The 26,759-nt window shown below is 67.5% G+C and carries 27 protein-coding genes and 1 tRNA gene; 11 read left to right on the top strand and 17 right to left on the bottom strand.

Annotation, left to right across the window (positions count from 1 at the left end):
- Window positions 1-25 precede the first annotated feature (25 nt).
- The gene (locus tag VL973_RS04555) at window positions 26-346 is read right to left on the bottom strand and encodes a TIGR02300 family protein (protein WP_325282845.1); all 321 of its coding nucleotides are present in this window, start codon (window positions 344-346) and stop codon (window positions 26-28) included.
- Window positions 347-454: 108 nt separating this feature from the next.
- Between VL973_RS04555 and aroA the strand changes: the two genes are divergently transcribed.
- Together aroA and cmk are read left to right on the top strand one after the other, a co-directional pair.
- Window positions 455-1,798: a 3-phosphoshikimate 1-carboxyvinyltransferase gene (gene aroA, locus VL973_RS04550; protein WP_325282841.1), complete on the top strand. Its 1,344-nt coding sequence runs from the start codon at window positions 455-457 to the stop codon at window positions 1,796-1,798.
- Entirely contained in the window at window positions 1,795-2,424 is a 630-nt protein-coding gene (gene cmk / locus VL973_RS04545; RefSeq protein WP_325282840.1) for a (d)CMP kinase, read from the top strand. The genes aroA and cmk overlap by 4 nt, the downstream gene beginning before the upstream one ends.
- Here the strand turns inward: cmk and VL973_RS04540 are convergent.
- From VL973_RS04540 to xseA, 4 genes are all read right to left on the bottom strand, one after another.
- A complete protein-coding gene (locus tag VL973_RS04540; RefSeq protein WP_325282839.1) occupies window positions 2,421-2,873 on the bottom strand; it encodes a hypothetical protein in 453 nt (150 codons plus the stop codon). The genes cmk and VL973_RS04540 overlap by 4 nt on opposite strands.
- Window positions 2,874-3,003: 130 nt before the next feature.
- The gene (locus tag VL973_RS04535; RefSeq protein WP_325282844.1) at window positions 3,004-3,885 is read right to left on the bottom strand and encodes a M23 family metallopeptidase; all 882 of its coding nucleotides are present in this window, start codon (window positions 3,883-3,885) and stop codon (window positions 3,004-3,006) included.
- Window positions 3,886-3,905: 20 nt separating this feature from the next.
- The gene (locus VL973_RS04530; RefSeq protein WP_325282843.1) at window positions 3,906-4,106 is read right to left on the bottom strand and encodes a DUF2093 domain-containing protein; all 201 of its coding nucleotides are present in this window, start codon (window positions 4,104-4,106) and stop codon (window positions 3,906-3,908) included.
- Window positions 4,107-4,141: 35 nt separating this feature from the next.
- Window positions 4,142-5,533 (bottom strand): exodeoxyribonuclease VII large subunit, encoded by a 1,392-nt coding sequence (gene xseA / locus VL973_RS04525; protein ID WP_325282838.1) that lies wholly within the window; start codon window positions 5,531-5,533, stop codon window positions 4,142-4,144.
- Here xseA and purD point away from each other — a divergent pair.
- The 5 genes from purD (at window position 5,532) to VL973_RS04500 (ending at window position 12,482) form a co-directional block, all read left to right on the top strand.
- Complete coding sequence (purD, locus tag VL973_RS04520) at window positions 5,532-6,797, top strand: phosphoribosylamine--glycine ligase (RefSeq protein ID WP_325282837.1); 1,266 nt, start codon at window positions 5,532-5,534, stop codon at window positions 6,795-6,797. The two genes, xseA and purD, sit on opposite strands and share 2 nt — an antisense overlap.
- Before the next feature lie 40 nt (window positions 6,798-6,837).
- Window positions 6,838-7,476 (top strand): hypothetical protein, encoded by a 639-nt coding sequence (locus VL973_RS04515; RefSeq protein WP_325282836.1) that lies wholly within the window; start codon window positions 6,838-6,840, stop codon window positions 7,474-7,476.
- Window positions 7,477-7,531: 55 nt separating this feature from the next.
- The gene (locus tag VL973_RS04510; protein WP_325282835.1) at window positions 7,532-8,140 is read left to right on the top strand and encodes a response regulator transcription factor; all 609 of its coding nucleotides are present in this window, start codon (window positions 7,532-7,534) and stop codon (window positions 8,138-8,140) included.
- Window positions 8,141-8,364: 224 nt separating this feature from the next.
- The gene (locus tag VL973_RS04505) at window positions 8,365-11,574 is read left to right on the top strand and encodes a PAS domain S-box protein (protein WP_325282834.1); all 3,210 of its coding nucleotides are present in this window, start codon (window positions 8,365-8,367) and stop codon (window positions 11,572-11,574) included.
- On the top strand, window positions 11,574-12,482 hold the full coding sequence (locus tag VL973_RS04500; protein ID WP_325282833.1) for a diguanylate cyclase: 909 nt from the start codon (window positions 11,574-11,576) through the stop codon (window positions 12,480-12,482). The genes VL973_RS04505 and VL973_RS04500 overlap by 1 nt, the downstream gene beginning before the upstream one ends.
- Here the strand turns inward: VL973_RS04500 and VL973_RS04495 are convergent.
- The 11 genes from VL973_RS04495 to VL973_RS04445 all read right to left on the bottom strand — a co-directional run bounded on the left by VL973_RS04495 (window position 12,435) and on the right by VL973_RS04445 (window position 24,243).
- On the bottom strand, window positions 12,435-13,349 hold the full coding sequence (locus VL973_RS04495; RefSeq protein ID WP_325282832.1) for a 50S ribosomal protein L11 methyltransferase: 915 nt from the start codon (window positions 13,347-13,349) through the stop codon (window positions 12,435-12,437). The genes VL973_RS04500 and VL973_RS04495 overlap by 48 nt on opposite strands.
- Window positions 13,346-14,050 carry an SDR family NAD(P)-dependent oxidoreductase gene (locus VL973_RS04490; protein ID WP_325282831.1) on the bottom strand — a complete coding sequence of 235 codons (705 nt, stop codon included), beginning with the start codon at window positions 14,048-14,050 and terminating at the stop codon, window positions 13,346-13,348. The genes VL973_RS04495 and VL973_RS04490 overlap by 4 nt, the downstream gene beginning before the upstream one ends.
- 33 nt (window positions 14,051-14,083) lie before the next feature.
- Window positions 14,084-14,884, bottom strand: coding sequence for a MipA/OmpV family protein (locus tag VL973_RS04485; RefSeq protein ID WP_325282842.1), 801 nt, complete (start codon window positions 14,882-14,884; stop codon window positions 14,084-14,086).
- A 15-nt stretch (window positions 14,885-14,899) separates the two neighbouring features.
- Window positions 14,900-16,855 carry an ATP-dependent zinc metalloprotease FtsH gene (ftsH, locus tag VL973_RS04480; protein WP_325282830.1) on the bottom strand — a complete coding sequence of 652 codons (1,956 nt, stop codon included), beginning with the start codon at window positions 16,853-16,855 and terminating at the stop codon, window positions 14,900-14,902.
- 102 nt (window positions 16,856-16,957) lie between these two features.
- Window positions 16,958-17,923, bottom strand: coding sequence for a tRNA lysidine(34) synthetase TilS (tilS, locus tag VL973_RS04475; RefSeq protein ID WP_325282829.1), 966 nt, complete (start codon window positions 17,921-17,923; stop codon window positions 16,958-16,960).
- A gap of 22 nt (window positions 17,924-17,945) precedes the next feature.
- Window positions 17,946-18,854, bottom strand: a complete 909-nt coding sequence (locus tag VL973_RS04470; RefSeq protein ID WP_325282828.1) for a tetratricopeptide repeat protein — start codon at window positions 18,852-18,854, stop codon at window positions 17,946-17,948.
- 83 nt (window positions 18,855-18,937) lie between these two features.
- Complete coding sequence (locus tag VL973_RS04465) at window positions 18,938-19,729, bottom strand: helix-turn-helix domain-containing protein (RefSeq protein WP_325282827.1); 792 nt, start codon at window positions 19,727-19,729, stop codon at window positions 18,938-18,940.
- 109 nt (window positions 19,730-19,838) lie between these two features.
- A complete protein-coding gene (gene ptsP, locus VL973_RS04460; protein WP_325282826.1) occupies window positions 19,839-22,115 on the bottom strand; it encodes a phosphoenolpyruvate--protein phosphotransferase in 2,277 nt (758 codons plus the stop codon).
- A gap of 68 nt (window positions 22,116-22,183) precedes the next feature.
- Complete coding sequence (locus tag VL973_RS04455) at window positions 22,184-22,957, bottom strand: hypothetical protein (RefSeq protein WP_325282825.1); 774 nt, start codon at window positions 22,955-22,957, stop codon at window positions 22,184-22,186.
- Window positions 22,958-23,060: 103 nt separating this feature from the next.
- On the bottom strand, window positions 23,061-24,092 hold the full coding sequence (locus tag VL973_RS04450; protein WP_325282824.1) for an NAD(P)H-dependent flavin oxidoreductase: 1,032 nt from the start codon (window positions 24,090-24,092) through the stop codon (window positions 23,061-23,063).
- Between the two features lie 60 nt (window positions 24,093-24,152).
- Window positions 24,153-24,243, bottom strand: a tRNA-Ser gene (locus tag VL973_RS04445).
- Window positions 24,244-24,365: 122 nt separating this feature from the next.
- Here VL973_RS04445 and hspQ point away from each other — a divergent pair.
- From hspQ to VL973_RS04425, 4 genes are all read left to right on the top strand, one after another.
- Complete coding sequence (hspQ, locus tag VL973_RS04440; protein WP_325282823.1) at window positions 24,366-24,746, top strand: heat shock protein HspQ; 381 nt, start codon at window positions 24,366-24,368, stop codon at window positions 24,744-24,746.
- A 123-nt stretch (window positions 24,747-24,869) separates the two neighbouring features.
- A complete protein-coding gene (gene rplU, locus VL973_RS04435; protein ID WP_325282822.1) occupies window positions 24,870-25,175 on the top strand; it encodes a 50S ribosomal protein L21 in 306 nt (101 codons plus the stop codon).
- Window positions 25,176-25,200: 25 nt separating this feature from the next.
- On the top strand, window positions 25,201-25,470 hold the full coding sequence (gene rpmA, locus VL973_RS04430) for a 50S ribosomal protein L27 (protein ID WP_325282821.1): 270 nt from the start codon (window positions 25,201-25,203) through the stop codon (window positions 25,468-25,470).
- A 165-nt stretch (window positions 25,471-25,635) separates the two neighbouring features.
- Window positions 25,636-26,175 carry a GNAT family N-acetyltransferase gene (locus VL973_RS04425; protein ID WP_325282820.1) on the top strand — a complete coding sequence of 180 codons (540 nt, stop codon included), beginning with the start codon at window positions 25,636-25,638 and terminating at the stop codon, window positions 26,173-26,175.
- A 52-nt stretch (window positions 26,176-26,227) separates the two neighbouring features.
- Here VL973_RS04425 and VL973_RS04420 read toward each other — a convergent pair.
- A partial coding sequence (locus VL973_RS04420) for a metal-dependent hydrolase (protein WP_325282819.1) occupies window positions 26,228-26,759 on the bottom strand: 532 nt, incomplete at its 5' end.

Below are 26,759 nucleotides of genomic sequence, written 5' to 3'. Positions count from 1 at the left end.
CAGCTTTCCCGGTTCTCGGCAATTCTCAGCTTTCGTCGTCGTCGTCGCCGGTGTCGACGCCCAGATCGTCGTCGCCGCCCAGATCGACATCGTCATCGGCAGGGGTGTCGTCGTCCTCGGTGTCGATGTCCAGATCGTCACCCAGATCCGAATCGGCTTCCTTGTCCTTGACCTTTTCGGTCTTCACCGCCTCGAACGGCAGCGGCTGCTTGGACTTCAGGATCGGCTCCGGCTCCCAGGCATAGCTGCAGTTGATGCAGGTAACGGGTTCGTCCTTCTGGAGGTCGTAGAAGCGGGTTCCGCATTTCGGGCACGAACGCTTCGTGCCCCATTCCGGCTTGACCATGCCGCGTATCGCCTTTCGGATCGGGATGAGGATTTCGGGCCTTATCAGGGCCATCGAATTGGCTGGCGCCTTGCCATAGTGCGAGGCCCCTGTCAAAAGCCCGCGCCCATGCAAGCCAATGTTCCGCCCCGCCCGCTATCGATCGCCGCTGCCGGACCGCTGACCGGTGAAGTGACGGTGCCCGGCGACAAGTCGATCAGCCACCGGTCCTTGATGTTCGCCGGGCTGGCCGTCGGCGAAAGCCGTATCCGCGGCCTGCTGGAGGGGGAGGACGTGCTGGCCACCGCCGCCGCGATGCGGGCGATGGGCGCGCAGATCGAACGCCGCGCGGATGGCGAATGGCGCGTGGCCGGCGTGGGTGTCGGCGGCCTGTTGCAACCGGACACCGCGCTGGAAATGGGCAATTCGGGCACCTCGACCCGGTTGCTGATGGGCCTGGTCGCCAGCCATGCGATCACCGCCACCTTTACCGGCGATGCCAGCCTGTCGCGCCGCCCGATGGGCCGTGTCACCGAACCGCTGTCGCGCATGGGGGCCAGCTTTACCGCCAGTCCCGGCGACCGCCTGCCGCTGACCATGCGGGGCCTGTGCCCGGCGGTGCCCATCGAATACCGGCTGCCGGTGGCCTCGGCGCAGGTGAAGTCGGCGGTACTGCTGGCCGGGTTGAACACGCCGGGTATCACCCGCGTCATCGAGCCCGTGCCCACCCGCGACCATAGCGAGCGGATGCTGCGCGGCTTCGGCGCGGAATTGACGGTCGAGGGCGACGTCATCTCGATCCGGGGTGAGGCGGAGCTTCGGCCACAGGATATCGACGTGCCCGGCGACCCGTCCTCCGCCGGGTTCTGGATGGTGGCGGCGTCGATCGTGCCGGGGTCGGACGTGCTGATCCGCAACGTGTTGATGAACCCGACGCGCACGGGCCTGCTGACCGCGCTTCGCATGATGGGCGCATCGATCGAGGCGCTGGACGAACGCGATGTGGGCGGCGAGACAGTCGCGGACCTGCGGGTCCGCCATGCGCCGCTGTCGGCGATCGAGGTGCCCGCCGATCTGGCGCCGAGCATGATCGATGAATATCCCGTGCTGTTCGTCGCCGCCGCATTCGCCCGTGGCCGCACGGTCGCGCGCGGGGCGCATGAACTGCGCGTCAAGGAATCGGATCGCATCGCCGCCATGGCTGCCGCCTTGACGCTGGCGGGTGTGTCGGTCGAGGAGCATGAGGACGGCCTTTCGATCGACGGCCGCGATGGGGAGCCGCTGGCGGGCACCGGCGAGGCGCGCGTCGCGTCGCTGCTCGACCACCGCATTGCCATGAGCATGGCGGTGGCGGGGATGCATTCGAAGCGCCCGGTCGTGATCGACGACGGCGCGCCGATCGCCACCAGCTACCCGGATTTCGTCGCCACCGCCGCCCGGCTGGGCGCCGCGCCCGACTGGATCGACGCATGATTATCGCCGTCGACGGCCCCGCCGCATCGGGCAAGGGCACCATCGCGCGGGCATTGGCGCGCCATTACGGGCTGCCGCACCTGGACACCGGCCTGCTGTATCGCGCGGTCGCCGCGCGCGTGCTGGCCGAGGGGCTGGACCCCGCGCGGGAGGGCGATGTGGTGGCGATGTGCGATTTCGACGAATCACTGCTCGAATCGGCTGAGCTTCGCAGCGACCATATCGGCAAGACCGCCTCGATCGTGTCGGCGCACCCGCTGGTGCGATCCGCCCTCTTGCAACGGCAGAAGCGTTTCGCCCAGCAGCCGGGCGGCGCGGTGCTCGACGGGCGCGACATCGGCACCGTCATCGCGCCCGATGCCGACGCCAAGCTGTTCGTCAAGGCAACCCCGATGATCCGCGCGCGCCGGCGGCACGACGAATTGAAGCGCCACGACATCGACGTCAGCTTCGACCGCGTGCTGGCCGACATCCGCGCCCGCGACGACCGCGACAGCCGCCGCAGCGAAGCCCCGCTCCGCCAGGCCGCCGACGCCGCGCTGCTCGACACGAGTTTCCTGTCGATCGAGGCGGCGGTCCAAAAGGCAATCGCGCTGGTGGATGCGCGGCGGGCGACGGCGGGCTAGGCGAACTTTTTTCGCAAATTGCCCAGTTGCGAACTCAGTGTCTGTGCGGCGTGCCAGATATCTTTCCGCAACGCCTCACCTTCGAACTCGGTCAAAGCTAGCGTTTCTCTCGCCAGCCCTTTCGATCGAAAGGTGACGAGTTTTAGAACAACGGTCCATTCGCTTTTCCGGTCGATTGTGACCCGGGCCGTGCCATGGCATAGGGCGTTCCGCAGTGAGCCATGCTCGCGCAAACGGATAAGGGCGGCCAAACAGCCCTTACCCTCTTCGTGAAACGCCCCCTCGGCGGAAATGGCATTGTGCAGCGCCTCGAACCGCTGGCCGACCAGATGCGGCAGGCTTATTGACGCGCCCCGCTCCGGCACCTCCGCCAGCGTCACCAGACATTCGGTTGCTGCCGTTTCCGCGCGCGCAAACGCCTCGATGCAATGCCCGCGCCAGTCGTTCACGCGGCCCGTTGCCGCTGAAAACGGCTCCAACAAGGGTTGCAGCGCAAGGCCTCCGGTGATTGCATCCACGTTGTCGTTGTAACGGCCGATAGTTGCCGAATCTTTAGCAGTGCGTCCGTCGCGGGCCGGACTATTTGTTATTGCCCCCCGGCATCGGTCCCGCGATCAGCAGCGGGTCGATGCGGGCGTCGCGCCATTTCATGCCCCAGTGCAGGTGCGGGCCGGTCGCGCGGCCCGTCGCGCCGATCGCGCCGATGGTCTGGCCGCGCCGCACGCGATCGCCCTCGGCCACGTCGATGCGTGACAGGTGCAGGAACGCGCTGTTCAGGCCCATGCCGTGGTCGAGCATCAGCAGATTGCCCTCCAGCGTGAAGGGGCGGTCGGTGGCGAGGATCACCACGCCATCGGCAGGCGCCTTGACCAGGGTGCCGGTCGGGCGCGCGACATCGACGCCGGAATGATAGGCGCCGGGTTCACCGCGATAGATGCGCTGCGACCCGAACAGGCCCGAAATCCGCCCCGTCGTCGGCCATTCGAACGCCTGGCGCCAGCCATCGGCGCCGGTATCCCTGGCCCGTGCCGCAACGATTCGCGCCAGTTCGGGCGCGCGGCGGCGGCGGAACTCGGCGCTGGGTTGCGACACGCGCGGCAGGGTGGGCAGCCGCTCGATCCGCCAGGCGCGCGGCGCGACCGTCAGGCGCTGGTCGAGCATTTCTCCGTCATCGCGCGTCGCGACCAGCCGCGCGCCTGGTCCCGCATCACGGTCAAAGGCGATCAGGAAACGGCCATCGGCGGCGACCGGCACCGGTTTGTCGTCCAGCGTCAGGCGGACGGTTCCGGCAGGAGCGGTGCCGAGCACCGTCCCACCCTGAATCATCCGGCCCGAAAAGGCGAAGCGCATCGCCGGACGCTGCACCGGTGCGGGCGCGGACGGCGCCGGGCGAGCGACGGGCGCCGCAACGGGCGCGCGGTCGATCGCCGGCGGGATCGCGGCACAGCCCCCCGCCAGCATCAGCGTCAGCGTGCGGCCGATCACGCGGCGGTCATCGCCCGCGTGGCGATTTCGGCGCTGGCATAGGCTTCCTGCCGCGCCACGCTCCAATATTTCAGGCTGTCGAGCGGGATGCGCTCACCCGACACCGCGCAGACCACATGATCGCCCGGCGACAACAGCCGGAAACTGTTGGCCATGTAATGCAGGCGGGCGGCCCGGCTGGCGTTCGACATCAACATCGGCAATGCACTCTCTCCCCGGATCGCGGGGTCCATCAGAAAAGGTCGGGCTGTTCGGGTGTGTCGACAGTGTAGGCTCGACCACCGCCGCGCTCAACCCGCGCGTCCACGGTCCCGTCCTTGAAGTGCAGGCGCAGCGCCCCGGCCGCGCGCGCGGCGGCGGTATCGGCGACGACGCGCCCGCCGACCCGCGCCTCGACATAGGCATAGCCGCGCTCCAGCGGCTTTCCGGGATCGTTCGCCGCCAGCGCGCGCGCCGCCGACGACAGCGCCGCCCCCGCCCGCTCGATCCGCCGGTCGAGCAGCGCGGGCCGCAGCACCGCGCCTGACCGGTCGAGCTGACCGCGCGCCACCGTCAGCCGCCGCTCCAGCCCGCGCACCAGCCGGGCACCGGCATCGTCGGCGCGCTGGCGCTGCGGTCCCAGCAGCGCGTCGCGGCGCGGCAGGACACGCGCCAGCGCCGCCAGCTTCTCGGCCCCACGTTCGTAATAGCGCCGCACGCAGCGTTCGGTGCGAAGGCCCAGCATCGTCACCTGCTCGACCAGTTCGGCGCGGACCGGCACCGCGATCTCGGCAGCGGCGGTGGGGGTCGGCGCGCGCAGGTCGGCGGCGTAGTCGCACAGCGTCGTGTCGGTCTCGTGCCCGACCGCCGAGATGATCGGGATCGAACAACCCGCGACCGCGCGGACCACGGCTTCCTCGTTGAAGGCCCACAGATCCTCGATCGACCCGCCGCCGCGCGCGACGATGACCAGATCGGGGCGCGGGACCGGGCCGTCTACCGGCATCGCGTCGAACCCGCGCACGGCGGCCGCGACTTCGTTCGCCGCGCCATCGCCCTGCACCTTGACTGGCCAGACGATGACATGGCTGGGGCAGCGTTCGCCCAGCCGGTGCAGAATGTCGCGAATGACCGCGCCCGTGGGCGATGTGACGACGCCGATGACACGCGGCATGAAGGGCAAGGGCGCACGCGCGCGCGACCTGGCGAACAGCCCCTCCGCCTCGAACCGCGCCTTGTTGCGCTCCAGCAGCGCCATCAGCGCGCCTTCGCCCGCCAGTTCCATACGCTCGATCACGATCTGGTATTTCGACCGGCCGGGATAAGTGGTCAGCCGCCCGGTCGCGACCACCTCTACCCCGTCGGCGGGGGCAAAGGCCAGGCTGACCGCCGATCCGCGCCACATCACCGCGTCGATGACGGCGCTTTCGTCCTTCAGGCACAGATAGACATGGCCCGATGCCGCGCGTTTATATCCCGAAATCTCACCGCGCAGGCGGATGTGCGCGAACTCCCCCTCGACCAGCCGCTTCAATCGACCGGACAGTTCGCCGACACTCATCGGAGCGGCGTTGTCGCCGGGCCGCCCCTCGGCTAACAGGCCGGGCTTGTCATCGTCGTCGGACATGGAAAAGGGATCGGGCATGAACGTCCTGCTGATCGGATCGGGGGGGCGTGAACATGCGCTCGCATGGAAGCTGGCGCAATCGCCGCACCTCGATACGCTGTTTGCCGCGCCGGGCAATCCCGGCATCGCCAATCACGCCGAGCTGGTGCCGCTGAAGGTCGAGGACCATGCCGCCGTCGTCGATTTCTGTCGCGCGCGCACGGTCGATCTGGTCGTGGTCGGTCCCGAAGCGCCGCTGGTCGCGGGACTGGCCGACGATCTGCGCGCCGCCGGGTTCGCGGTGTTCGGCCCGTCCAAGGCGGCGGCCCAGCTTGAGGGGTCGAAGGGCTTTACCAAGGACCTGTGCGCCCGCTTCGATATTCCCACCGCCGGCTATGCCCGCGTCGACAATATCGAAGCGGCACGCGTCGCGCTGTCCCCCTTCGGCCTGCCGGTGGTCATCAAGGCCGACGGGCTGGCTGCGGGCAAGGGTGTGACCATCGCCATGACGCATGAGGAGGCAGAGGTGGCGCTGACCGCGCTGTTCGCCGAACCCGGCGGCGAAGCAGTGATCGAGGAGTTTCTGAGCGGCGAGGAAGCCAGCCTGTTCGTGCTGACCGACGGCGACGCGATCATGGCGTTCGGATCGGCCCAGGATCACAAGCGCGTGGGCGACGGCGACACCGGCCCGAATACCGGCGGCATGGGCGCCTATTCCCCTGCCCCGGTGCTGACCCCCGCGCTGGAACGCCGCGCGATCGACGAGATCATCCGCCCGACCGTCGCGGCGCTGGCGGCGGAGGGCACACCCTATTCCGGCGTGCTTTATGCTGGGCTGATGCTGACCAATACGGGGCCGAAGCTGATCGAATATAATTGCCGGTTCGGCGACCCCGAATGCCAGGTGCTGATGGCGCGGCTGGACAGCGACCTGCTGCCCACGTTGCTGGCGGTCGCGCGCGGGCAATTGGGCGATGCGACGGCGCCGGTCTTTTCCGACAAGACGGCGCTGACGGTTGTCATGGCAGCGCGCGGCTATCCCGCCACGCCCGAAACCGGCGGGACGATCGACGGGATCGACCGGGCCGAAGCGACCGGCGCGACGGTGTTTCAGGCGGGCACGTGGATGGACGGCGACCGGCTGGTGTCCAGCGGCGGGCGCGTGCTGGCCGTGACGGCGACCGGCGAGCGCGTCACCGCGGCCCAGGCGGCCGCTTATGCCGCGCTCGATCGGATCGCGTTTCCGACCGGCTTCTGCCGCCGCGATATCGGCTGGCGTGAAGTGGAACGCGAAGGCACGTAGAACGTCCGTCATCCAACGCGCATTTTATCAAGGGATCGCCATGGCCAGCTCCAGTTCTTCAGCCGCCGCCGATACGATCGCATCGACCACGCCCGCCGGTGCGGCCGAAACCATGATGCCGGTCACGATCACGCATCTGGTGATGATCGCGATCGCCATCGTGCTGACGATCCTGATGATCTGGTGGGGTCAGAAACGCTGGCATCAGCGCAAGGCGAGCGAAGCCGATCTGGAAGCGCGTGGCGCAACGGTGGAAGTCGACGGCGGCAGCCTGTCGGACGGCCCGTCCGACGGCGACAACGCGCTCGCCAATGTGGTCCAGCCTACCATGATGCCGCCCGTGCCGGTCGAACCGGTGGCGCCCCCACCCCCGCCCGTCGCGCCTGCGCCGCCACCGATCGCCGATGTCGTGCCGGCAACGCCTGTCGCTGCCGCATCGGCGGGCGACCTCACCACGCTGAAGGGGCTGGGGCCAAAGGCTGCGGCGATGCTTGCCGAACTGGGCGTGACCGACATCGCCGCGCTCGCCGCCCTCTCCGACGAACAGGCCGCCGGGATTGACGGGCAACTGGGTCCGCTGAGCGGGCGCATGACGCGCGACCGCTGGCACGAGCAGGCGCGGCTGCTCGCCGCAGGCCAGCGCAATCAATATGAAACGAAGTTCGGCAAGATCGGCTGATTTTATCGCTGACGCCCTGCAATCAACGGGTTAGGAGGGTCATGGGGAGACATGCATGACCTTGCGCGCGATCATTGCCGACGACCATCCCATGTGCCGGGAAGCCGCGCGTATCGCGCTGGGACTGGTCGCGCCCGATAGCGAAGTGGTGCAGGCGGGCAGTCTTGCCGATGTGCTGGCGGAAACACGGTCGGTTGACCTGGTGATCCTCGACCTGGGTCTGCCCGACAGTCAGGGAATCGCCAGCCTGATCGACGTGGCGCGGGGCCGCCCTTCGACCCCGATCCTGATCGTCAGCGGCACCGACCGGCCTGACGCCGAAGCGCGCGCGGCCGCCAACGGCGCGGCGGGATTTGTTTCCAAGGCCGCGCCGATCGAGCGGCTGATCGACGCGATCCGAACCGTTGTGGGGGGCGGCACGCATTTCACGCCGGGCCTGCAACCCGCCGCACCCGATGGCGCCGAAGCGCGGCTCGCGACGCTGACACCGGCGGAAGCGCGCGTGCTGCGCGCGATGCGCGGCGGCGGGCTGAACAAGCAGATCGCCTTCGAACTCGGCCTGTCGGAAATCACCATCAAACAGCACGTCAAGGCGATCCTTCGCAAGCTGGACGTGGTCAACCGCACACAGGCGGTGTTGATGCTGCACGACGTCCGCCCGTGACCCGAACGGGTGATTGCTGCGCCGCTGCCGGTCTTTTTACACATTAAAACAGTCGGAGCCGTCTCCCTGCGACGCCGATCAGAGCCGTTCAGCCAAACGGTTCGAACTGCCCCGTCGGAGGGGGCGCACCCCGCCCTCTCCGACATCGCGGGCGAATGCGAGGAGGCTTTGGTGAACGGTCGTCTGTCCCCCGATCGCCGCACCGGCCCAAAGCTGACGCGCGCGTGATTTCGCGCCGCCGCCTTCTGCCCGACCGCGCCATCCCCGCAATGGCGGGCATCGCCGTGCTGGTATTCGGACTGGCGTGGTTCGGGCTGTCGCTGGCGCGCAGCGGATGGGGGTATGCGCCGCTGTGGCTTGCCAACGCCGCAGTGACGGCGCTGTTGCTGCGCTTTGCCGCGCTGCCCCGCCCGGCATCGCTGGTCGTCACCTATTTCAGCCTGATCGCTGCCAATTTCGTGACCGGCAGCCCCACCGGGATCATCCTGTCGCTGGCGGGCGCGAACCTTCTGGAGGTTGTCACCGCGCTCGCGCTGATGCACCGATTTGCACGAAGCGAGGAGCCGGTGTTCTCGCCGCGCTATCTGGCGAAGTTCATGGTGCTGGCGGGGGGCATCGCGCCGATCATCGGCGCGGCGAGCGGCGGCTTGGCCCTGGCGATGATCGCCGGGGGCGATGCCTGGTCGGTCGCGCTCCACTGGTTCGCGGCCGATGCGCTGGGCATGTTGATCGTCGGGCCGATCGTGCTGGCGGCGTGCAACCCCGATTGCCGGGCGCAGTTCAAGGCCGGCAAGCGGATCGAAGCGGCTGTCGTCATGGCGGCGGTCGCGATCCTGACCGCGCTGATTTTCGGCCAGTCGCGCTACCCGGTCCTGTTCCTGCTGCTGCCGGTCCTGACCGTCGCGGCGTTCCGCCTGCGTTTCATGGGCGCGACGGGATCGATCCTGATCCTTGCCGCCATCGCATCATGGCTGACGTTGAACGGGCAGGGTCCGATCACGGCGCAATTCGCGATACCGGGTGAGCGGATCCTGTTCCTGCAGGCATTCCTGGCAGTCGCGGTCGTATCGACCCTGCCGGTCGCGGCAACGCTGGTGGAACGCGAACGGCTGCTCACCCGGTTGCGGACGCGTGAGCGGCAATATCGGCTGCTGGCCGACCATTCGAGCGACATGATCGTCCGCCTCGACCTCGACGGACTGCGAACCTATGTTTCGCCCGCCGCCACGACGATCCTGGGTTATGCGCCCGACGAACTGGTCGGCCGGCGCGCCGAAGATGACGTGCACCCGGACGATCAGGCGATGGTCGTCCGGTGCCGCGCATCGTTGCTGGACGGTGTTGAAAACCCCACCTGCATCTATCGCCAGCGCCGCCGCGACGGCGATCATGTTTGGCTGGAGGCCAGCTATCGCCTGATCCGCGACCATGCCGGAGCAGCGTCGGGCATCGTCGCCAGCGTGCGCGACGTGTCGCGACGCCGCACCGCAGAGATCGAATCGGCGCGCGCTGTCGGGCAGCTGCAGGAAAGCCTGCGTCTGCTGAGCATGGCGGAGCGGATGGCCGGGATCGGCCATTGGCGTCTGGACGCGCGGGACCGGACATTGTTCTGGTCCGAACAGGTGCATCGCATCCATGGCCGCGCGTCCGGCGACACGCCCGAACTGGACCGCGCGATCGACGTCTATCATCCCGACGACCGCGCCCAGATCGTCGCCCATGTCGAAACCGCGCTGGCGCAAGGCGCGCCATGGTCGTTTCGCGCCCGCATCATTCGCGCCGATGGAGAGGTGCGCCGCGTCGAATCGTCGGGCCAGCCTGAAATCGCGCCCGATGGCGAAGTGCTCGGTATCGTCGGCGTGTTCCGCGACGTGACCGACGAGGCCGCCGCCGAAGCCGCGCTGATCGCCGCGCGTGACGAAGCGCGCGCGCTGGCCGAGGCCAAGAGTGCATTCCTTGCGACGATGAGCCATGAAATCCGCACGCCGATGACCGGCGTTCTGGGCATGATCGAATTGCTCCGCGCCGATCCCGATCCCGCCGAACAGCAGCGCTATCTCGAAAATCTGGAGCAGTCGGCCACGTTGCTGATGACGGTGCTGGACGATGTGCTCGACTTCTCGAAGATTGAAAAGGGCGCGCTGACGCTGGAACGCATCGATTTCGATCTGGGCGAACTGGCGCGCACGACGCTGGACCTGTTCCACCACGGCGCATCGAGCAAGGGACTGAACCTGAACCTGTCGGTGCCGGTGGGCCGCGACCTGCGCGCGCGCGGCGACCCGGTTCGGCTGCGCCAGATCGTCGCCAATCTGGTGAGCAACGCGATCAAGTTCACGGCATCGGGCAGTGTCGACGTGACGCTCGACCTGCGCCATGACGGAGCCACCCGCATCGCCCGCTGGCGCGTCGCAGATACCGGGGTCGGGATCGATCCCGATGCGCTGCCGCGCCTGTTCGAACCGTTCGTTCAGGCCGACGCATCGACGACGCGGCGGTTCGGTGGCACGGGCCTTGGCCTTGCAATCTCACGTCGCCTGGTCGAGGCGATGGGCGGGCAGATCACCATCGAAAGTCGGCCCGGCCAGGGTGCAATCTTTGCGTTCGAGGTGCAGCTTGAGGCGCCGGGCATCGCCACCGCACCCGCACCAACCGCAGCGCCCCGGCCTAGCCGGTCGCTGTCGATCCTGCTGGCCGAGGACAATGCCATCAACCGCGCGCTGGTCACGGCGCTGGTGCGCCGCGACGGGCATGAGATCGTCTGCACCGAAAACGGGCGGTTGGCGGTCGAAGCCGCCGCGACACGGCGGTTCGACGTAATCCTGATGGACATGCAGATGCCCGAGATGGACGGACTGACCGCGACACGCACGATCCGGCGCGGCAACGGGCCGAATGCCGACGTGCCGATCATCGCGCTGACGGCCGATGCCGCGCCCGAACGTCGGGTCCTGTATGAGAATGCCGGATTGAGCGCGCTGCTCAACAAGCCGGTCGACAGTGCCCGATTGTCGGCGCAACTGCGCGCCATTGCCGACGAACCCGTCACCGCCGCCACTGTCCAGCCGCCGCCGCCAGCGGAGGCCGCCGCCGCGCTGAACACCGCCAAGCTCGACACGCTGACCGCGAGTATCGGCGCCGGCAACGTCGCGCGTTTGCTAGACATGATGTCCGATGAAGTCACCGCGCGACCCCCGGTCATCGCACGGCTGATCGCGATCGACAGCCGTATGGCCGTGGCCGCAGAGGCTCACGCCTTGAAGGGCGCGTCGCTGAACATCGGCGCCGACTGGCTGGCCGATGTCGCCTGCCGGATCGAAGGTGCCTGTGCGGACGATCGACCATTGTCACCGCTGGCTGACGAACTGCTCGACGCCGCCCGCGCGACCATGGCCGCGATCGATCGGCGCCGCGGCATGGGACAGGCTGCCTGATGCACGGATCGCGCGTGCTGATCGTCGACGATGTCGCCGTCAATCTGGCACTGATGTGCGCGTTGGTCGAAGGAAACGGTCTGGAGCCGGTCGGCTTCACTGACCCGGTCGAGGCATTGGCATGGTGCGAGCGCGAACGACCCGATCTGGTTCTGCTCGATTACGCCATGCCCGGCATGAACGGCGAAACCTTTGTCCGACGCCTGCGGATGCTCGAACCGGGCGGAATGGTGCCGGTCATCGTCGTGACCGGCAATGCGGGGTCGGAAATGATGGTGCGGATGCTGGAGGCGGGCGCCAATGATTTTCTGCGAAAACCCGTCGACCCGATCGAGCTTTCGGCCCGCGCGCGCAGCATGGCCCAGTTGGGCCGCGCGTCACAGGCATGGTTCGAACTGGCGACGCGCGACGAACTGACCGGGCTGGATACGCGCCGTCACTTCCTCTCGCGGCTGGATGCCGAGGTCGCGCGTAGCCAGCGTTACGGCGCGCCGCTGTCGATGGCGCTGTTCGATGTCGATCATTTCAAGCGCATCAACGACCAATGGGGGCACCCCATGGGGGATGCGGTGCTGCGTGCACTGGGCAATCGCATTGCGCGCACGATCCGCGAAACCGATTTCGCCGGGCGGCTGGGGGGCGAGGAGTTTGGCTGGGCCATGCCGACGACCGCCGATGACGCGGCGCTGATCGCGGTCGAGCGTGTCCGGTCGGCAATCGCCGCCGTACCGCTTGCCGAGCAGGCGATCACGGTCAGCCTGGGCGTCGCCACGCTTCGCCCCGGGGAAATGGCATCCGATTTTCTGGTCCGCGCCGATCGACTTCTTTACCAGTCAAAAGACGCGGGCCGGAATCGGATTTCAGCGGATCGCGCGCCGGACCATGCGGAGCGTCGGCCAGTCGCCTAGCTGCACCCGCCCGGCCAGCCGGAAACCCGCCTGGCGATAGGCGCGCGCCACGGCATCGGCCTGCCGGTCGAGCAGCCCCGCCAGAATGACCGTGCCGCCCGGCGCCGTCGCCGCGCCGATCACTGGCGCCAGTTCGATCAGCGGCGCGGCGATGATGTTGGCCAGCACGAGATCATAGGGCGCCCGTTGTTCGATCAGCCGGTGCGCCATGCCCGGCGCGACGGCCAGCGCCAGCCGGTTCGGCCCCTCCCCCAGTGCGACGCCGTTCACGCCGGCATTTTCGCGTGTGACGTCGATCGAGATGGGGTCGATGTCCGAAGCGGTCGCCCGCGCGCGCGGCCACAGGTGCATCGCGGCGAACGCCAACAAGCCGGTGCCGGTCCCCACGTCGATCAGGTTGCGGACGACCGCACCCGATGCGCGCATCTGCTCCAGCGTCATCAGGCAGCCGGTCGTCGTTTCATGATGCCCGGTGCCGAACGCCAGCCCGGCTTCGATATGAAAGGCGCGCGCGCCATCCGGCACTTCACCGCGATTGGCGCTGGTGTGGACATAAAAGCGGCTGGTGCCGACCGGCTCCAGCCCGGCCTGGCTCAGCGTCACCCAATCCTGTTCGGCGATATGCTCGGGCTTGACCGCCGCATCGCCCGCGCTGGGGACCAGTGACCTGAGAATGGCGATCTCGCGCTTTCCGGGCTTGTCCTGGAAATAGGCCTCCAGCACCCAATCCTCGACATCGTCCTCGGTCAGCTCGCGCGTCATCAGCACCGGCGGCGCGGCCATCGCGGCAAAGGCGGCGCCTTCGGGGTCAATCGCCTCGGCCTCCGCCCGCGTGCAGGGCAGCGTGATCTTCCAGCTGTCGCTCATCGCACGAAACTCGCACCGTTCACGTCCAGCACCGCGCCGGTCATCGACGGCGGGGCATCGAGCGCGCAGAAACGCGCGACCCCCGCGACCTCATCGGGGCTGGCGACCCGGCCCAGCGGAATATCGGCCAGCAGCTTGTCGCCGCCGCGGCTCTCCAGATAATCCTCCGCCATGCCGGTCATCGTGAAACCGGGACAGATCACAAAGGCCAGAATATCCTGCCCGGCATAGCCGCGCGCGATCGATTTGGTCATTGCGACCATCCCCGCCTTTGACGCGGCATAATGCCAGTGCGCGGGGCTGTCGCCGCGATAGGCGGCGCGGCTGGCGATGTTGACGATCCGGCCGCCGCGCCCCGCATCCTGCCAGTGGCGCACCGCCAGCCGGCACAATTCGGCGCTGGCGGTCAGGTTGACGCGCATGGTGCGCTCCCACTGATCGACCCATTGCCCATGTGGCGCATCCAGCGGCGAGGCCTCGAACACGCCGGCATTGTTGACCAGCACGTCGATGCGGCCGTCCAGTTCATCCAGCGCGCGCGTCCAAAGGTCGGCGGGTGCCGCAGGATCGGCGAAATCGGCGGCGAGGAACTGGCGCGTCGCCTGCCGGGCCAGCCGCACATCTGGAGTGCCGCCGATGGCATCGGCAATCGCCGCGCCGATGCCGCGGCTGGCGCCGGTCAAAAGGACATGAATGGTCATGCGAGCAGCGTTAGGCGTCCGCCGCCCCGCCGGTCAATCAAAGGTATAGCTGAGCGCGATACCGCCCGACAGCTGATTGCGCGATCCAAAGCTGTCGACAACGGGCGAATCATCGGCGTCGCCCGCCAGCCGGTCATATTTGGCATAGCCGCTGATGCCCCAGCGGTCGGATAATTGCCGCAGCACGCCCAGCGTCGCGCCGACCGCCTGCACGCCGCCGCCCGCATCATAGGCGCTCAGCCCCGAACGCGCGGCATCGTCGGGCGTCACCCCGAAATAGGCGTCCATGTAACGGTTGTCGGCCAGCGTGACGCGCGGGCCGATCGACACCAGCCAGCGGTCATGATCGCGCATGACATAATCGGCGCCGACCATGCCGATCCAGCCGCGATGGCCACCCAGCCCCTTGCGCCCCTCGACCCGCAACCGGACCGCGTCGCTCACCTGATACTGAACGAATCCGCCGACTTCGACGGTAAAGCCGACTTCGGACAGCACGCCGCCCACATCGTCGCTGCGCCGCCGGCCTTCGATTCCGATCGACGGACCAACCGACAGCCGCTCGGCGCGCAGCAGCGGGAAACCCGCGCTTTCATCCGGCGCTTCAAACGCGAAATCGTCATCGCCCCGCGCGCGCGATACGTCGATGAACGGCCTGAGGCTGACGCGTTCCGAACCCGGAAAACTGGGCACCAGTTGCGGGCCCAGTCCGACGCGCGTGCGAAGGGGGCGGCGATCCTCCTCGTCCTGTGCCAGCGCCGGCACGGCAGCGAAGAATGCTAGGACAAACGAAAGCCCCGCCGCGAATGCGCGACGGGGCTGGTGATACGTCATGGTGGTCACGCGCGGTCAGGCCGGTTGCGGCGAGCCGAAAGGACCCTTGGGCCGCCGGGTCTTGGGGATCGACGTGCCCGCCGCTACGACGGGCTTGAGACCCGCGCCCGGCTCCGGCCGGTCGATATCCTCGCCCGCGATCAGGCGCTTGATCTCGTCGCCGCTCAACGTCTCATATTCGAGCAGCGCGCCCGCCAGCAGATGAAGCTGATCGATATGTTCGGTCAGCACGTCGCGTGCGCGCGTCAGGCCGCCTTCCACCGTCGCGCGGATTTCCGCATCGATGATCTGCGCCGTCTCGTTCGACATGTGCCGGGGTTGTGCCGCCGAATAACCCAGGAAGCTCTCACCCTCGGGCTGGGCATATTCGACGGGGCCGACCTTGTCCGACATGCCCCATTTGGTAATCATGTCGCGAGCCAGCCCGGTCGCATATTGAATGTCGCCGCTGGCGCCCGACGACACCTTGTCGTATCCAAAGATGATCTCCTCCGCCACGCGCCCACCCATGGCCACGGCCAGGTTCGCATACATCTTGTCGCGGTGATAGCTGTAGCTGTCGCGCTCCGGCAGGCGCATGACCATGCCCAGCGCGCGACCGCGCGGGATGATCGTCGCCTTGTGGATCGGGTCCGACGCGGGTTCGTGGATGCTGACGATGGCGTGACCCGCCTCATGATAGGCGGTCATGCGCTTTTCATCATCGGTCATGACCATCGAACGCCGCTCGGCGCCCATCATGACCTTGTCCTTGGCTTCCTCGAACTCCTGCATCGCGACCAGGCGCTTGGACTTGCGCGCCGCCATCAAAGCAGCCTCGTTGACCAGGTTGGCAAGGTCCGCGCCCGAAAAGCCCGGCGTGCCGCGCGCGATGACGCGTGCATCGACATCGGGCGCCAGCGGCACCTTCTTCATATGCACTTCCAGGATCTTGATGCGCCCCTCGATATCGGGGCGCGGCACCACGACCTGACGGTCGAAACGGCCCGGACGCAGCAGCGCAGGGTCGAGCACGTCGGGGCGGTTGGTCGCCGCGACGATGATGATGCCTTCGTTCGCCTCGAAACCGTCCATTTCGACCAGAAGCTGATTCAGCGTCTGTTCGCGCTCGTCATTGCCGTTGCCCAGGCCCGCGCCGCGATGGCGGCCCACCGCGTCGATCTCGTCGATGAAAACGATGCAGGGCGCCGACTTCTTCGCCTGTTCGAACATGTCGCGCACGCGGCTGGCGCCGACGCCGACGAACATCTCGACAAAGTCCGAACCCGAAATGGTGAAGAACGGCACGCCCGCTTCACCCGCGATCGCGCGGGCGAGCAGCGTCTTGCCGGTGCCGGGCGAACCGACCAGCAGCGCACCCTTGGGGATCTTGCCGCCCAGACGCGCGAACTTGGTCGGGTCCTTCAGGAACTCGACAACTTCCTCCAGCTCCTCGCGCGCCTCGTCAATGCCGGCAACGTCATCGAACGTGACCTTGCCTTCCTTCTGTGTCAGCAATTTCGCGCGCGACTTGCCGAACCCCATCGCGCCGCCGCTGCCGCCGCCCTTCTGCATCTGTCTCAGCACGAAAAAGGCGATGCCAAGGAACAGCAGGAACGGCAGCGATTGATACAGCAGCACCATCCAGATGTTCGGCCCTTCTTCGGGACGGGCGTTGATGACCACGCCGCGTTCGCGCAAGCGCTGGATCAATTGCGGATCGTTGGGCGTGGCGGTGCGGAACCGTTCGCTGTTGGTCAGCGTCCCGCTGATCGAATCGGGCGATACGTTGACCTCGCGCACCTGCCCTTCCTCAACGCGGTCGAGGAAGGTTGAATAGGGGATCGTGCTGCCCGCCGCCTGGCCGGAACGGCCGTCGAACATCGTCACGAACAGGGCCAGCGCGAGCAGAATGCCCACCCAGATCATCAGGCTCCGCATCCACGGATTGCCGTTGCCGTTCGGTTCGGGCTGCTTGTCGTTGTCGTTCATCGGTCGAAATTACCTCTCGTCGCCATGCAACATAGGCGCCGCCGGGTTAATGGCAATGGAACAGCGCCGATCAGAGTGATCGACTGGACGCAACGCCGCCGGTCAGCCTGACCGGCGGGACGAACTACGCGCCGGCGCCATTGCCAGCCGCCAGCGGGGCGCCCCGGCGGCCCCCGGTTCGATCGTCACCAGCACATCGCCGACCATGCCCGATTCGCCGCGCTCCAGCCGCGCGACCAGCGCCGCCGCCTGCCCGCCCCGCAGCACGATGTCGCGTTGCGTCGTGGACGCGGCACGGATGACCAGCCGCCGCCGCAGTTCAAAGGGCAGGCCGTCGACATCGATGACCACGCCGTCGCCGGACGCCGTGCACCGCTGTCGCCAAAGCGTCTCGACCGCGAAGTCGAGCGCATCCGCTGCATCGGCAAGCGCGGCGGCGCTGCGTTGCCATCCCGCCGGTTCGACCCACGGCGCATCGGTCAGCGATTTGCGAATCCGCGCGCGGTCGAAACGGTCGTCGTGATTGGTGGGATCGTCCACCGGCTCAATCCCACAGGCAGCCGCAACGGCGGCGAGTTCGCTGCGTCGCCAAGCCAGCAGCGGCCGGATGACGACGCCGCTTCGCGCCCGCACGCCCGCCAGTCCGCCCACGCCCGACCCGCGGTTCAGCCGCATCACCAGCGTCTCGATCTGATCGTCGCCGTGATGTGCCGTCGCGATCGCCGCTGCGCCGACCCGCTCGCGCTCGGCCTCCAGCAACGCGTATCGCAGCGCCCGCGCACGCGCCGACAGATTGGCGCTGCCCTCCGCACGCGCCGGAAACACGCCGGTCAGCGTGCGGTGCGAAATGCCCCGTGCGCGGCACAGCTCGGCGACGAACGCTGCCTCCGCCGCCGATTCGGCGCGCAAGCCATGATCGACCGTCGCGGCAAGACACCGCTCGCCCAGCACCGCATGGGCCAGCAGCAGCAACGCAACGCTGTCGCCGCCGCCCGACACCGCAACCAGCAATCGATCGCGATCGACGGCGCACAGCGCGGACAGGTCGCCGCGAAACCGCGCGACCATGGCCGCATCGGGCGTCAGTGCGTCAGCCGCATTTGGCAGCGGTGCGTGCCTGCGCGATGTCCGCGCTCATGCTGGCGGAAATCCGGCCCGAATAAACGTCGGTCAGCTCGTCATAGACCTTGCAGGCATCGGCCGGCTTCTTGAGCTGGATCAGCGCCTGCCCCAGATAATACAGGCTGTCGGGCGCGCGCTCGCCATCGGGCATCTTCTTGTAATTGTCATAGAAGGCGATCGACGCAAGACTGGGCTTGCCGTCGTCCAGATAGGCGCGACCCAGCAGGTTCTGGGCAAAGCTGGCGCGGCGATGGTTCGGGTGGTCGGCAACGACCTTTTTCAGAACCGCCGCCGCTTGCGGATACGCCTTTGCCGCCCACAGGCGATAACCATATGTGTAATCATCCTCCCCCGCATCCCCAGTCGACGGCCGCTCGACGCCGGCCACGCGCCCGGCGGCGGCGGGTTCGGCGGCAGCGGGGGCGTCGATGCGCGGCGGGGCGGCCATGCGGGTGTCGCCCGACGCGGCAAGTGCCGTGCCGGTTCCCGGCGCGGCGGCGGCAACGGGCGCTGCCAGCTTTGCGTCGGTCGAACGCTTATAGGCTTCGAAGGCCTGTTCCAGCTGGCGAAGCTGATACTGGTTCTGCTCGATCTGGCCCGTCAGCGACGACAATTGCGATTCAAGCGAACTGACGCGCGCGTTCAAGTCGGCGACCGCGCTGGTCGCCGGGGCGCCGGGCGTCGACGGCGATGATTGCGGCGCGGTGATCTGCGGCTCGATCAACTGGCCGGCGCCGCCGGGAAAGACCTTGCGCTGGACGGCGCGCATTTCCCGCTCCAGCCGGTCGACCCGTGCCTCCACGACAGTTTGGGCAGCGACGGGCTGGGCCAGCATGGCTGTGCCGGACAACATCAAAACGGCGAACAAACGGTTCATGGACTTCTCGCACCCCCCGGTGACGGTTACGCTTTCCAGCTTAGTAGAGGCCGCACCCTGTCGCCAGCATTAAGCTGCCCTGCTCAGGCGCCGGTGGCGGTGCCGCGCGCGCGCAGTGCATCGGCACTGATGCCGACATCCTTGATCGCCCGCTCGCCGCTGCCAAGCGGGGGCACCGCCTGTCCGTCGATCGCGACGGTCAGCTTGTCGGGACGGCCGACATTAATCATCGGGCGCTCGGCATCGGCGGGCACGTCAAAGGTCTCGCCGGGCTGCATCGTCTTTATCAGCAGCGTGTCGTCCGCAGCGTTATAGATGCGGACCCAAACCTCGTCGGTGGCGGTCAGCGTGACCCTTCCCACGGGCTGCGGGGTTGGCGCCGCGACAGGTGCCGTCGGCCCCGCCGCCGTCTCGGCGACCGGCGCGGCCGATGCCACTTCGGGCGCGTCCTCCCCGCGGAACAGCGACGTGCCATACCACAGGCCGACGCCCAGCAGGATCAGGACCGCGACCAGCACACCCGCCAGCGCCACGCCACGCGGCGGCACGCGCGCCGGTTCGACGGGGTCATAGGGTTCGTGGCGCGGCCGCGGTTCCCATGTCGTCGCCAGTTCGCCGCGCAGGTCGTGGGCGATGGCCACTTCGTCCGCTCCAACAGTGCGGGCATAGGCCCGTGCAAAGCCCATCGCATAGGTGATCGATGGCAGCGTCGCGTATTTCGAGGCCTCGATCGCCTCCAGATGGCGCAGCGGAATGCGGGTGCGCTGGCCGATATCCGCCAGGGTCAGCCCGGCATCCTCACGCGCGATCCGCAGGCGTTCGCCCACAGGCTCGCGGATCGGGGACGTAACCGGACCAGCGGATTCTTCAACCATCATGCTCTCCGACGCGCGACCGTTGCGACAGGGAAATCGCCGTCGACAGGGGCTTTACAATGCTGATGCGGATCAATCGAGGGGGGCACGCGGTTCAAATCCGAAAAAATCAGGCCAGTTCCACGCCGTGGCGCGCGGCCCATGCCTCCAGCTGCGGCCGGATCGGGCCGGACGGCATGTCCAGCATCGCCGCCAGGTCGGCGCGCAGACGCGGCAGGTCCAGCGAACGGACCATCGCCTTGACCGGCCCGACCGCCGCCGGGGTGATCGACAGGCGTTCGATGCCCAGCCCGATCAGCGCCATCGCCTCCAGCGGGCGTCCGCCCATTTCGCCGCACACGGCAACCGGCTTACCCGCCGCCTGCATCGGCCGCACCACCCGGCGCAGGAAGCGCAGGATCGACACCGACAGCCAATCGTAACGCAGCGCCAGCTTGGGGTGCGCGCGGTCGGCGGCGAACAGGAACTGCGTCAGGTCGTTGGTGCCGATCGACAGAAAGTCCAGCCGCGGCAGCAACAGGTCGAGCACCTCGGCCAGCGCGGGCACTTCCAGCATGGCGCCGTAACGCACGTCGATCGGCAGCTTCTTGCCGCGCTCACCCAGCCAGCGACGCTGTGCTTCGAACAAGGCCTGCGCCTGATCGAACTCCCAGGGTTCGGATACCATCGGGAACATGACGTTCAGCGTCCGCCCCGCCCCTGCTTCCAGCAGCGCGCGCGCCTGCGCCTTCATCAATCCTTCGCGGTCCAGGGCAAGACGCAATGCACGCCAGCCCATGGCCGGATTTTCCTCGAGATGATCCTCGTCATGGTCGAGATAGGGCAGCGCCTTGTCCCCGCCGATATCGACGGTGCGGAAAATCACCGGGCGGTCGCCGGCTGCATCCAGGACGTCGCGATACAGCCGCTGTTGACGTTCCCGCGCGGGCAGCGTCGCCGACACCAGAAACTGGAACTCGGTGCGGAACAGCCCGATGCCATCTGCGCCGGTCAGGTCCAGCGCGGCAACATCGTCGCGCAGTCCGGCATTGACCATCAGCGTCACCCGCGTGCCGTCGCGCGTGACCGGCGGCTCGCCCCTTTGCGCGGCAAAGGCGGCGCGGCGTTTCTGGCCGACCGCCATCCTCGCCTCGAACACCTCCTCCATCGCGGTCGAGGGGCGAACGATCACCGCTTCGGCGCCTGCGTCGAGCAGGATGCGGTCGCCCTCGGCGATCAGGCGCTTGACGTCGCGCACGCGGCCCAGCACCGGCACGCCCATTGCGCGCGCAACGATGGTGACGTGCGCGGTCAGCGACCCTTCCTCAAGGATCACGCCTTTCAGTCGGCGGCGATCATATTCCAGCAGCTCGGCCGGACCCAGATTGCGCGCGATCAGCACCGTGTCCTGTCGCAGCCCCATCTGCGCGGCGGTGCCCAGTTGGCCCGCGACGATCCTGAGCAGCCGGTTCGACAGATCCTCAAGATCGTGCATCCGGTCGGCGAGCAGCGGGTCCGAAATCTCCCGCATCCGCATCCGCGTGCGCTGCTGCACGCGCTCGATCGCCGCCTCGGCCGTCAGGCCGCTGTCGATCGCTTCATTGATGCGTCGCGCCCACCCCTCGTCATAGGCGAACATCTTGTAGGTCTCGAGCACCTCGTCATGCTCGCCGCCGACGCCGAACTCGGCCTGGCTGGCCATGCGCTCGATCTGGTCGCGCATCTTGTCGAATGCAGCATAGACGCGGCGACGCTCCGCCTCGACATCGTCGGCCAGGATATGCTCGATCACCACGCGCGGCTGGTGAAAGACCGCGACGCCCGCGCCCATGCCGTCGACCAGCTTGAACCCGGCGATGCGGTTCGGTCCTGTCGCCAGCGGCCGCGTGGAATCGGACGCCGCATCATCGATCAGCCCGGCATTGGCGATCAGTTCGGACAGCACCATCGCGACCGTCTGCAACGCCTCGATCTCGACATCGGCATAGCGGCGCGGATCGACATGCTGGACCGCCAGCACGCCCACCGCCCGCTCCCGCCGGATGATCGGCACGCCGGCAAAGCTGTGGAACCGGTCCTCCCCCGTTTCGGGACGGTAGGCGAAATCGGGATGCGCGGCGGCTTCGTCGAGGTTCAGCGTCTCGACATTCTTGGCGATGGTGCCGACCAGCCCCTCGCCCAGCGCCAATTTGGTGACATGCACCGCGCGTTCGTCCAGCCCGCGCGTTGCGAACAATTCCAGCACGCCCTCGCGCAGCAGATAGATCGAGCAGACCTCGCTATCCAGCGCCTCGCCGATGATGTTTACCACGCCGTTCAGCTTGGTCTGCGCCGCCGACCGGGCGGCCATCACCTCATGCAGGCGGACGAGGATCTCGCGGGCGGCGGCGGCGGCGGTTGTTGGCATGAAACAGCGGTAACAGATCGGGCGGGCGTGCTAAAGCACTCTCGTGCCGCAACTTATGCTGCGCCGCATCAGCGTGCGGCATATCGTATCCGGTTGCCCGCCACGACGCTGGTATCGCCCATCAATATGTCGGCCGACACCGCCAGGCGCGGCGCGCGGTCGACACCGACGGCCTGGACCGTCGCCAGTTGAACCGCCGATCGCTGCCCCGCCTGCCACGCGGCAAGGTCGGTTCGGTAGGCGTCATAGGCGCGATAGAAATCGGTGAACGGCACGTCGAGCGACGCGAGCGCGGGTGCAGCGAACCCGTCCAGTCCCGTGTTGGGCGTGATTGCCGCAGCGGCGACCAGCGGCGCCGCCGCCTGACAGAAAGCGGCACGTGCCGGTGGCTGGGCATAGAAGTTATACAGCCGGGTCATGTCGTCGTCGAACCGGTCCTGCCACGCCTTGCCATGCAGGCGCCGATATTCGGCTTTCAATCCGTCATGCGCCTGCGACAGCGCCTTCTTATGCGTGGCGAGGAAGGCATTATATTGCTGCTCCATCGGTTCACCTGCGCGCGCGCATTGCAGCACCGCAACGTTGAGCGCGGCGCGCAGGTGCCAGGCGGTGCCATGTTGCGACAGGTTGCGGCTGGGCGTCGGGTAACGGCCATCGGGACCGGGTCTGGGCAGCGTCAGGTTGGTCGCGGCGCTGAGCGGTGGACGCGGCATCGGCTGCTCCACCACGGCGGGCGCCGGCGGCGGGGGCGCCGCCGCGACCTCGGTCCTGGACTTGCCGCAGCTTGCCAGCGCCAGCGGCAACAGGGCCAGCGCGAGCGGACGGAGGCGGATGGGCGGCATAAGCGATACTCCCTGGTATCGCCACAGAATCGCCCCGGATGCCTAACAGGCCGTTAAGCGACTGACGAAACTTGTTCGGCCGGTCGCAAAACGGGTCGGATGTTCAGGTCGCCCGCTTGTCGAGCGCGACCGCCGCCTCCGCCATCAGCGTATCGATGATATCGGCCACCGGCTCTTCCCTTGTCACCATGCCGACCGACTGGCCCGCCATCAGGCTGCCATGCTCGACATCGCCGTCGATCACCGCGCGGCGCAGCGCACCTGCCCAATAATGCTCGATCTGCAACTGCGCTTCCGCCATCTCGACGCCGCCGCCGTCGATGCTGGCGGCAACTTCGCGCTGCTTGGCGGTGAACAATTCGGTGCCCGCATTCTTGAGCGCGCGCACGGGAATGACGGGCAGGCGCGCATCGACCTGAACGCTGGCAATGGCGTCGCGCGCCGAAGCCCGGATGAACGCGCGCTTGAAATCGGGATGCGCGATTGATTCGGTCGCGCAGACGAACCGCGTGCCGAGTTGAACGCCCGCCGCGCCCATATCCAGATAGCCGGCAATCGCCTCGCCGCGACCGATACCGCCCGCGACGAACACCGGCACCTGCGCGGCGACCTCGGGCAGGATTTCCTGCGCCAGCACGCTGGTCGACACCGGGCCGATATGGCCCCCGGCCTCCATCCCCTCGATCACCAGCGCATCGACGCCGGAGCGGATCAGCTTCTTTGCCAACGACAATGCGGGCGCGAAGCAGATGACCCTCGCCCCCGTCGCCTTGATCGCCTCAAGCGCCCCCTTGGGCGGCAGACCGCCCGCCAGCACGACATGGCCGACATTGTGGCGGCCGCATACCGCGATCAGGTCCATCAACTGGGGGTGCATGGTAATCAGGTTGACGCCGAACGGGCGATCGGTGCGCTCGCGCGTCGCTGCGATTTCTGCATCCAGAAGATCGGGGGTCATCGCGCCGCACGCGATCACGCCGAAGCCGCCAGCGTTTGAGATCGCCGAGACCAGATTGCGTTCGCTGACCCAGGACATCGCACCACCCAGGATCGCGGCCCGCGACCCCAGAAACTCGCACCCGCGCGCCATGCGCCGCTCAAGGCGCGCCGCGCCTGTCGAAACCATATCGTTCATCGATGTTCCGTTAAGGGCAGCGGCGGCACAATACCAGTAGGTTGGCAGGTTTCCGATAAATGGCGGAGAGGGTGGGATTCGAACCCACGGTGCCCGCTAGGGCACGCCGCATTTCGAGTGCGGTACAATCGACCAACTCTGCCACCTCTCCGCGAGGGTATCCGTAAGCCGCAAGCGGCCGGTCGATCGGATGAGGTGGGGCCGTTAGCCGAATGATCCGGAGCCTGCAAGCCCCTGCTTGTGCGAACGCGAATTACCACTAGATTCATTGTCATGGACCGATCGATCACACCTGCCCTGCCCCTCGACGCTGCGATGGCGATGCCGCCGGTCGCACATGCGCGCTTCAATGTCGGCGATGTCGTGCGCCACCGCCTGTTCGATTTTCGCGGCGTGGTGTTCGATGTCGACCCCGTCTTCGCCAATACCGAGGAATGGTATGAGGCGATTCCGGAGGCGGTGCGCCCGCGCAAGGACCAGCCCTTTTACCACCTGCTCGCCGAGAACGGCGAATCATCCTATGTCGCCTATGTCAGCCAGCAGAACCTGATTACCGACGAAAGCGATGAACCTGTCGAGCATCCGGCGATCGGGGGCCTGTTCGATCGCGTGTCCGGCGGGGGTTACCGGCTGAAGCCGGTTCATCGCCATTAATCCGTAACGAATGTGTCGCGATTGGTTGACAGAATCGCGCCCGTTGCATAACGGACGCCTTCCCTCTCGCACGAACCCTGTGTTCGGTGCGGGATATCGTATTGCTGGAAGAGATTTTAGGCCATGTTCGCAGTCGTGCGCACGGGCGGCAAGCAGTATCGCGTTGCCGCAGGAGACAAGATCGTCGTCGAGAAGATCGGCGGCGAGGCCGGTGATTCGGTCACGCTGGACGATGTTCTGCTCGCCGGCGAAGGCAGCGACCTGAAGTCGGCTTCGGGCCTGACCGTGGCCGCCGAGATCATCGCCCAGGCAAAGGGCGAGAAGGTGATCGTTTTCAAGAAGCGTCGCCGTCATAATTATCGCCGCAAGAACGGCCATCGCCAGAATCACACGATCCTCAAGATCGTGTCGATCGGCGACGCAGCCTGATCGCGAGCCACGAGGAGTATAGGCAATGGCACATAAGAAAGCTGGCGGCTCGTCGCGCAACGGTCGCGATTCGGAAAGCAAGCGCCTTGGCGTGAAGAAGTTCGGTGGCGAGCATGTCATTCCGGGCAACATCATCATTCGCCAGCGCGGCACCAAATATTATCCGGGCGCCAATGTCGGCATCGGCAAGGATCACACGCTGTTCGCACTGACCGAGGGTCAGGTCGCGTTCTCGCGCGGGCGGCTTGGCCGCACTTTCTGTGCGGTGCAGCCGATGGCGGAAGCCGCCGAATAATCGGGTAACCGGCCGGGTTGCCCACCAGGGCTGACCCGGGTTCCGATCAACGGAACCAGCCATCCAGGAAGGGAGACGGGTCCGCCCCGGCTCCCTTTTTTCTTGCTCCCCCCACCCCTGCCCGCCCCGGTTGCCCGGTGGCTGGCCGAAAGGAGGAGCATGTCCATGTTCGTGAGAACCCGTCGCCTGACGCTGCGCCCCGGCTGGCCGGAGGATGCGCCCGCGCTGGCCCGTGCGATCGCCGATCAAGGCATCGTCATGATGCTCAGTCGTGCGCCCTGGCCCTACGGGTTGGCTGACGCACAGGCGTTTCTGGCATCCGCCGCGCCGGTGGACGAACCGCGCTTCCTGATCTTCGAACATTGCGGCGACCGGCCCGAACTGGTCGGCGGCATCGGCGTGCATCGCGACGATGCGGGCACGCGCGAGCTGGGCTATTGGCTGAGCACCGGTGCGCGTGGGCGAGGGTTGATGACCGAAGCGGGCCGGGCCGTGCTGACAAGTCTGCACGCCAGCCTGGGCATCCGCCATCTGGTCGCCGGTCATTTCATCGACAATCCGGCCTCGGCCCGCCTGCTGGCGCGGCTTGGCTTCACGCCGACGGGAGACGTGCGCCCCCGGCTCTGTTTGGCGCGCGGCCATGATGTTGGCTGCGTCCTGCACGAATGGCACGCCACCAGCAGGGAGCGCGCCATCGCCGCATGACCGGCAGGGTGGACCGGAAACGGCAGACAGGCCGGTTCCGGTCCTTCGCCGCTCAGGCGCCGACCCGCGCCATCGCGAATTCGCTGTCCACACGGCCGATCAGCGCGCGATCGTCGTGATTCCAAGGGTGAAAGCCCGGCAGGAAAAAGCTGATCCACGCGCCCATCACCTTGCGCGCCATGCCGGGGCGGAGCAGCGCATAGTGCAGCAGCCGCGCCTTGACCCGCCATCCGCTCAGTCCGTCCTGCGCCAGCAGGTCGAGCATCCCGACCCAGCGCCCGACCAGAAACTTGCGCGTGGTAATCAGCATCACCAGTGTCTTGATCCACCAGCGGCGAAAGCGCGGCCAGTCGCGCGTGGCGTGCAGCCAGGTGTCGTAAGCGACGCCCTTGTGCTCGATCTCCTCGATCGCGTGCCAGCGCCACAGCGCCGCGGCCTCTGCGTCGCCACCGGCCAGATGGCGGGGATTGGCGACCAGCTGGTGCGCGAGAATCGCGGTGAAATGCTCAAGGCACATCGTCGCCGCCAGCGCGCCGATCGGCGGCTTGTCGCGGGTCAGCGCGATCTCGTCCTCGACCCGCCGC

Source organism: Sphingomonas sp. (genome assembly GCF_035490575.1).
Taxonomy (GTDB): domain Bacteria; phylum Pseudomonadota; class Alphaproteobacteria; order Sphingomonadales; family Sphingomonadaceae; genus Sphingomonas.
This window is presented reverse-complemented; position numbering and strand designations above follow the sequence as displayed.